This is a genomic window from Myxococcus sp. CA039A, assembly GCF_013336645.1.
Taxonomy (GTDB): Bacteria; Myxococcota; Myxococcia; order Myxococcales; family Myxococcaceae; genus Myxococcus; species Myxococcus llanfairpwllgwyngyllgogerychwyrndrobwllllantysiliogogogochensis.
In genome coordinates this window covers 1-7,619 of record NZ_JABUMQ010000440.1, presented here as the reverse complement: position 1 = coordinate 7,619, position 7,619 = coordinate 1, and the positions used below count along the sequence as shown (strand labels likewise).

The 7,619-nt window shown below is 68.7% G+C and carries 8 protein-coding genes; 4 read left to right on the top strand and 4 right to left on the bottom strand.

All coding sequences use genetic code 11. The annotated features are described in order from the left end of the window. On the bottom strand, positions 1-298 hold a 298-nt coding region (locus HR086_RS42715), incomplete at its 3' end, for a sigma factor (protein WP_305794122.1). 121 nt (positions 299-419) lie between these two features. Between HR086_RS42715 and nhaR the strand changes: the two genes are divergently transcribed. Beyond that, positions 420-1,319, top strand: a complete 900-nt coding sequence (gene nhaR / locus HR086_RS42710; protein ID WP_141645528.1) for a transcriptional activator NhaR — start codon at positions 420-422, stop codon at positions 1,317-1,319. Between the two features lie 12 nt (positions 1,320-1,331). Here nhaR and HR086_RS42705 read toward each other — a convergent pair whose 3' ends face one another. Both HR086_RS42705 and HR086_RS42700 read right to left on the bottom strand, forming a co-directional pair. Then, the gene (locus HR086_RS42705; protein WP_174457383.1) at positions 1,332-2,921 is read right to left on the bottom strand and encodes an amidohydrolase; all 1,590 of its coding nucleotides are present in this window, start codon (positions 2,919-2,921) and stop codon (positions 1,332-1,334) included. Between the two features lie 227 nt (positions 2,922-3,148). Further along, positions 3,149-3,370, bottom strand: a complete 222-nt coding sequence (locus HR086_RS42700; RefSeq protein ID WP_174457384.1) for a hypothetical protein — start codon at positions 3,368-3,370, stop codon at positions 3,149-3,151. Between the two features lie 220 nt (positions 3,371-3,590). Here HR086_RS42700 and HR086_RS42695 point away from each other — a divergent pair, with 220 nt between their 5' ends. From HR086_RS42695 to HR086_RS42685, 3 genes are read left to right on the top strand one after another with little or no spacing between them, the layout of a single operon-like run. Further along, positions 3,591-4,901: a glycosyltransferase gene (locus HR086_RS42695; RefSeq protein ID WP_141645531.1), complete on the top strand. Its 1,311-nt coding sequence runs from the start codon at positions 3,591-3,593 to the stop codon at positions 4,899-4,901. Positions 4,902-4,953: 52 nt separating this feature from the next. Continuing rightward, complete coding sequence (locus HR086_RS42690) at positions 4,954-6,264, top strand: NfeD family protein (RefSeq protein ID WP_174468502.1); 1,311 nt, start codon at positions 4,954-4,956, stop codon at positions 6,262-6,264. Next, entirely contained in the window at positions 6,261-7,106 is an 846-nt protein-coding gene (locus tag HR086_RS42685) for a slipin family protein (RefSeq protein ID WP_141645532.1), read from the top strand. The genes HR086_RS42690 and HR086_RS42685 overlap by 4 nt, the downstream gene beginning before the upstream one ends. Before the next feature lie 9 nt (positions 7,107-7,115). On the opposite strand, the gene HR086_RS42680 is transcribed toward HR086_RS42685, so the two are convergent. Further along, on the bottom strand, positions 7,116-7,619 hold a 504-nt coding region (locus tag HR086_RS42680; RefSeq protein WP_306663477.1), incomplete at its 5' end, for a DUF2721 domain-containing protein.

Below are 7,619 nucleotides of genomic sequence, written 5' to 3'. Positions count from 1 at the left end.
GCGCCCGCCCGCCCGCCATGCTCCAGTTGCGGCCCACGTACGCCCGGATGCGCGCCCGAATCCACTGGCTCGCGTACGCCCCGAACGGAATCCCCCGCTCCTCGAACCGACCCGCCGCCTCCATCAACCCCACGTTGCCCTCCGCCACCAGCTCGTCCAGCGGCAACCCGGTCCAGCGGTACTTCCACGCCAGCCGCTCCACCAGCACCAGGTGCTCTCGCACCCGCGCCTCCACCGCCTCGTCGACCACGACAAGCTCAGGCGACTCACAGGACACGCTCACGTTGATGGCTTCCATGGACCTCCTCCGGTCTCTTCGGGGCGATGAACTCGCCCCCGAATGCACGTAGAGATAAGCCAGGACCATTCTTAAGAAAATTAGGTAGTTTGAACGCAACCCATAGGTTATCTCTATGGGTATGAGTTGGCTCAACTACCACCATCTCCTGTATTTCTGGACGGTTGCGCGGGCGGGCAGCATCGCCAAGGCGGGCGAAGAACTGCACCTCGCTCAACCCACCATCAGCAGCCAGCTCAAGCTGCTGGAGGAGTCGCTGGGCCACAAGCTCTTCGAGCGACAGGGCCGCAAGCTGGTCCTCACGGACGTGGGGCGCACCGTCATGCGCTACGCCGATGAAATCTTCCGCCTGGGCAACGAGCTGAAGAACGTGGTCGCTGGCCTGCCCCCCGGCCAACAACTCCGCCTCAACGTGGGCATCCTCGACGTCATTCCCAAGCTCGTGGCCGAGCAGCTCCTCAAGCCCGCGCTCGAAGCAGGCCCGTCGCTGCGCATCATCTGTCGCGAAGGACCCCTGCCCCAGCTGCTCGCCTCGCTCGCCCTGCACGAACTGGACGTGGTGCTCGCCGACGCGCCCAGCTCCGAGCCCGTCAGCGTCCGCTCCTTCAACCACCTGCTCGGCAAGTGTGGCGTGTCCTTCTTCGCCGCAGACAGTCTGCGGCATCTCAAGAAGGACTTCCCCCGCTCCCTCGACGGCGCGCCCATGCTGCTGCCCTCGGACGAGTCCTCCGTGCGCCGCTCGCTGGACCTCTGGTTCGAGCGCCAGGGACTGCGCCCCCTCATCGCCGGTGACTTCGATGACAGCGCGCTGCTCCAGGCCTTTGGACAGAGCGGCCACGGCGTCTTCGCCATGCCCTCCGTCATCGAGGCGCAGATGGAGCGCGAGTACAACTGCTCCGTCATCGGCCGCACCGACGAAATCGAGACCTGCTTCTACGCCATCACCGTCGAGCGCCGCCTGCGCCACCCCGCCGTCGTCGCCATCGCCGAGGCGGCGCGCTCTCAAATCTTCAGCGTGTGAGCCCTCCGGCGCTCAAGGCGAGGCGCGGTACACCTCCACGCCCGCCACCACCGTCGCCAGCACCTGCGCATCCACCAGCGCCTTCGCGGGCCCCTCCACGGGGTCCACCGACAGCGCCACGAAGTCCGCGTCCTGTCCTGGCGCCAGCCCGCCGCGCCTGGCCTCCTCGAAGGAGGCCCACGCCGGCCCCCGCGTGAAGCCCTCCAGCGCCTCGTACCCCGACAGCGCCTCCTCCGGCAGCCAGCCGCCCTCCGGTCTTCCCGTGGCGTCCTGTCGCGTGCGGGCCGCGTACAGCCCCGCCAGGACGTCCGGGTTCTCGATGGGAAAGTCGCTGCCCAGCGCGAGGTTCGCCCCCGCTTCCTTCAGGCTGCGCCACGCATAGGAACCCCGGAGCCGCTCGCGGCCCAGCCTCGCTTCCGCCCACGGCATGTCGCTGGTGGCATGGGTGGGCTGCACGCTCGCCACCAGGCCCGCCGCGCCCAGGCGGGTGATGTCCTCGCGCCGAAGAATCTGCGCGTGCTCCACGCGGTGCCTCAACGCCTTCGTGCCTGTCTCCTCCGACACGCGCGTGAGCACATCCACCACCAAGGTATTGGCACGGTCTCCAATGGCGTGGATGCAGACCTGGAAACCCTTCGCCATGAAGGCACGCGCCCGCGACTCGAGTTCCTCGGGCGACATCAACAACAGGCCGCGCTGCCCGGGCTCGTCACAGTAGTCCTCGTGAAGCGCCGCGCCCCGGCTGCCCAGCGCACCATCCGCCAGGAACTTCACCGCCCGCATCTTCAGCATCCGCCCCTGCCAGGGGCCCTGCTCCAGATAGGTGTGCCGCTCGTCCCCCTGGCCCGCGGCCATCGCGTAGATGCGCAGCTGGAGCGTGCCCTCCGCGTCCCACTGTTGAAGCAGGCGGAAGGCATCCAGGTCCATGCCGGCGTCGTGGACTCCCGTCAGTCCTACTTGTGCACAGCGCTCCAGCGCCGCGCGGAGCCGCGTCTCGAGCTGCGCCTTCGTGGGCGGCGGCATCGCCGCGGCCACCACGTCCATGGCGTTGTCCACCAGCACGCCCGTGGGCTCGCCCCTCGCATCCTTCAGGATGCGGCCACCCTCGGGGTCCTGCGTGTCGCGGGAGATGCCTGCCCTGCGCAGCGCCTCGCCGTTCACCCAGGCCGCGTGGTGGTCCACTCGCGTGAGGAACACGGGCGTCGTGGGGAAATGGGCATCCAGCTCGGCCCTCCCCGGAAAGGCACCACCGGGCCACTCGTTCTGGTCCCAGCCTCTTCCCAGAAGCCAGTCGCCCTGGAAGCTGGACTCGGGCGCTTGTGACAACCGACGCACCGCCTCCTCCACGGACGGCGACTTCTCCAGTCGCACCGTCGTCAGACTGCGACCCAGGCCGTGCAGATGCGCGTGAGCATCCACCAGTCCTGGCACCACCGTGGCGGCTCCCAGGTCCACCTCTCGCGCACCGGGCGCCGTCGCTCTCACTTCGTCGCGAGTGCCCACCGCCACCACGCGCCCGTCACGCACCGCCAGGGCTCGCGCCAGCGGACGCTCCGTGTCCAGCGTCCAGATTCGCTCTGCCAGATAGACCGTGGTCTGCACCGTGCGCCTCCGCCTGTCCCGGCGGATTCAGCCTCCACGCGGGTCCGAGCGAACTGTGCGCGAGCCGAGCGGCGGTGTCACGAGGACCGTCGGGTGGTGTGTCACGACCTCGCGGACCAGGAGAGGAGCACCCTCCTGGCTCGCGACTCGCCGCGGCGGAAGTCCGTCGCGTGACGCCTCTCTACTCCGGCTGCGGCTGCGTCTCCGGTCCGTCGCGTGACGCCGCGCTACTCCGGCTGCGGCTGCGTCTCCGTCGTGCCCGCGTCGGGCTGGGCGGGCATGGGCGTGGCGGGCCCGGGCGGTTCGTCCGGTACGGTCTGCACGGGCTCCCTCACCTGGTCAGGGCCCTGAAGCGGCTCCTGCTCTTCCGCCCCAGGGGGCTGGGTGGTCTTGCAAGCCAGCGGTACGGCGGCCAGGCACAGGGCGGCGATGAGGACGACACGGCGCATGACTCCTCCCCTTCGAGTCTTGGCACGACTTGGGCGGCCCACGCCGCACGAGGAAAGGTGCTGCCTGTGGCGCGCGCTCACCACCCGGTGAGCAGCCCGACAGGCTGGCGCCCACTTCTGATGCCGGCTACCGGACATGCACGCGGCACCTCGGGAAGACCCCGTCGGGCATGAGCACCGTTGGCTCGGGAGTGTCCTCTCACTCCGGGAGCCTCAAGCCATGTTGGATGTCGTGGATGTCGGCAAGCGCTCACTCGCCACCTATCGTGGTGTCGCTCCCGACGCGCAGCTCGACGCCCTCTCCCACTGCGCCGAACGACTGCGCGGCGCTCGCTGTCTGCACCTCAGCGCCACGCCCTACGGGGGAGGCGTCTCCGAAATCCTTCGCTCGCTGGTCCCCCTCTACAACGACCTGGGCATCGTGACCGACTGGAAGCTCATCCACGGCGACGAGGCCTTCTTCCAGGTCACCAAACGCATCCACAACGGGCTCCAGGGCGCTCCGGGCGAGCTCACCGAGTCCGAGAAGGCCATCTATCTGGCCAATTCCCAGCTCAACGCCCGCCGACTCATCTCCGACTCCGAGGACTACGACTTCATCTTCGTTCACGACCCGCAGCCCGCGGCACTCGCGGCCCTCAGCGGCAATCGCGACGCGCGATGGATATGGCGCTGCCACATCGATACCTCTCGACCCAACCCCAGCTTCTGGGAGCTGCTGTCGCCCTACCTGCTCGACTACGACGCCGCCATCTTCACCCTGCCGGAGTTCATTCCTCCCGCGCTCCCCATCCGGAACGTGCGCGTCCACGCGCCAGCCATCGACCCGCTCAGCCCCAAGAACCATCCCCTTCCCGAGCCCCTCGCGCGCGACGTGCTCGAATGGATTGGCATCCGCACCCACCGGCCCCTCGTCACGCAGGTCAGTCGCTTCGACCGCTGGAAGGACCCGCTGGGCGTCGTCCGCGCCTACCAGCGCGTGCGTCCACATGTCCCCGACCTGCAGCTCGCCCTGGTCGGCTCGCTCGCCCTGGATGACCCCGAGGGCTGGGAGGTCTACGAGGAGCTCCGCGCGGCCACCCGGCACGATGGACTCATCCACGTCCTCACCAACCTGGTCGGCGTGGGCAACATCGAGGTCAACGCACTCCAGGCGCGCTCGGAGGTCGTCGTCCAGAAGTCCCTGCGCGAAGGCTTCGGGCTCGTCGTCTCCGAAGCGCTCTGGAAGGGCACTCCCGTCGTCGGCGGTCGCACGGGCGGCATTCCGCTGCAGCTTCCCGAGGGCACTGGCGGAGTCCTCGTGGACACAGAGGAGGAGTGCGCCGAGGCCCTGCTCCACCTGCTGCGCCAGCCCGACGAGGCCCACCTTCTGGGTGAACGCGGGCGAGAGCACGTGCGCCAGCACTTCCTCATGCCACGGCTGCTGCTGGACCACCTGAGGCTGCTCGACGCCATGTCCTCCGCACGGCCCCTCCCCGCGCGAGACATCGTCCCATCGCATCCTTCCCCCCTCTCTCTTCAGGGGGTGTGACTTGCGCTCACGCCATGTCCAGCTCGGGAAGACCGGAGCCGCGTTGCTCTTGATGCTGATGGCCCTGGGCCTGCTCGCGGCGACACCTCCAGCGAGCCCCACGCCCGGCTCCTCCACCGTGGCCTCCTGTGAACTGGAAGGCGTGGTGGACACCGGCTCGGGCGCCTATCTGTCCGACTGCGTGCGGCGCGCGGAGGCTGGTGGACACTCGGCGCTGCTGGTTCGACTGGATACGCCGGGCGGCTCGCTGGAGGCGACTCGCGCCATCGTCCGGGCGTTCCTTGGATCCTCCGTGCCGGTGCTCGTCTGGGTGGGGCCCTCCGGCGCGCATGCGGGCAGCGCGGGCGTCTTCATCACCCTGGCTTCCACTCTTGCGGCCATGGCTCCCGGCACCAACATCGGCGCCGCGCATCCTGTCGCGGGAATCACCGGGCAGGACCCGGAGGCGACCGGCGGTGCTCAGATGGCTCGGAAGGTGGAGAACGACACCGTCGCGTTCGCGGAGAGCATCGCTCGGCAGCGAGGCCGCAATGCCTCGTGGGCCGCCTCCGCCGTGCGCGACAGCGTCTCCATCAGCGCGAACGCCGCCGTCGAACAGCGCGTGGTGGAGCACCTCGCTCCCAGTGAGGCGGAGTTCCTCGCGTGGGCGGATGGACGCTCGGTGCAGGTGGCGGGGGGAGACACGGTGCGGCTGTCCACTCGCGACGCCCGACTCGTGGAGCTGACCCCGAGCCTTTCACAGCGCGCGGTCCATGCGCTCGCGCATCCCGCGATTGTCTATCTGCTGTTCCTCATGGCCGCGCTGGGACTGGTCGTCGAGCTGGCACACCCGGGTGGTATCGCCCCCGGACTCATCGGCGTGGTCGCGCTGGTGCTCGCGCTGGTGGCATCGTCCGCGCTGCCCGTGAGCACGGGGGCCTTGCTCCTCTTGCTGCTCGGCGCGGCGCTCATCATCGCGGAGCTGTTCGTCACCAGTGGACTGCTCGGCGCCACGGGCGTGGTGTTGCTGGGCCTGGGAGGACTGTTCCTGGTGGACCGAGTGGACCCGGACTGGTTCGTGGACCGCTCCTTCGGGGTGTCGTGGGCGTGGCTGATTCCCACCACGTTGGTCCTCGCGGGCGCGGCGGCCTATGTCGCGTGGAGGAGCGCGCAGACGCGGCGACTGCCCCAGCGCGGCGGAGACGTGGGACTCGTGGGCGAGGAGGGCACCACGCTGGCCCCCGTCACTCCCGAGAGCGGTGAAGTGTTCGTCCATGGTGAGCGCTGGCGCGCCACCTCTCCCTCACCCATCCAGCGCGGCGCACACGTGGTGGTGCGGCGCGTGGAAGGGCTCACCCTCTTCGTCGACGAGGTGAAGACATGACCGACCTGTTCGGACTGCTCGGGTTCCTCATTCCGCTGGGCGTGCTCTTCCTGTTGTTCATGTCCGGAGTGCGCATCGTCAACGAGTACCAGAACGGCGTGGTGTTCCGGCTCGGCCGCTTCGTGGGGTTGAAGCGCGCGGGCTTTCGCTGGCTCATCCCCTTCGTGGAGCGCATGGTCATCATCGACCTGCGCACCGTGACTCGCGATGTGCCTCCCCAGGACGTCATCACTCGCGACAACGTCAGCGTGAAGGTCAACGCCGTCGTCTACTTCCGCGTCATCCATGCGGACAAGGCCGTGCTCCAGGTGGAGGATTATCTCTATGCCACCAGTCAGCTCGCGCAGACGACGCTGCGCGCGATTCTGGGTCAGGTGGAGCTGGACCAACTCCTCAGCGAGCGCGAGCGCATCAACCACGAAATCCAGCAGGTGCTCGACGCGCGCACGGACCCGTGGGGCATCAAGGTCTCCAACGTGGAGGTGAAGCACATCGACCTGCCCCCGGAGATGCAGCGGGCCATCGCTCGACAGGCCGAGGCCGAGCGCGAGCGTCGCGCGAAAATCATCGCCGCCGAGGGTGAACACCAGGCCGCCGAGAAGCTCGCCATGGCGGCGGACGTGCTCAGCCGCAACCCCGCCACGCTTCAACTGCGATATCTGCAGACGCTGGTGGAGATCACCACGGGCGGCAATCACACCATCCTCCCCATCCCGCTCGACATCCTGCGCGCCGTCGGCGCCGCGGCGGCTCGCAGCGGCTTCGGCTCGGGCGAGGACGACAGGCGCCACTCCAACAGTCATGGCGACGAGGACGGACCTCCCGTGGGCGGCCTCACCTGACGCGGACCTCTACAGGCGCGGTGGCGGGCGGGTGATTCCGAAGAGTTCCTCCCGCTCCAGCTTGATGGCCAGCCGGCTCAGCCGCAGCGAGGCCAGCGCGAGCACCGCCACCGCTCCCAGCAACAACACGCCGATGGCGAAGGACAACACCGGCAGCGACTCCGGGATGTCGAGCTGACGCTTCGTCAGATACAGCAACGACGTCACCACGAACGCCAACAGCGCCGTGTACGTGAGCGCGATGGCCCTCGCGAGTATCGCGTGCCGCCGGTCCAGGATGACCACCTCCTGCCGCAACAAATCCCGCCGCGAGTTCCCCTCCGGCAACTGCCGCGCCTCCCTCAACATCTCCCGCATCCGCGTCGTCATCCGCGCAATCTGATTGTCCAACCCCGTCGCCACGATGCCGCACGCCGACACCATCACCGCCGGCGTCACCGCCGTCCCAATCAGCCGTATCGACGAGAGGTCCAACCCATCCGACACACCGTTCATCCCCCCTCTGTTCCACCC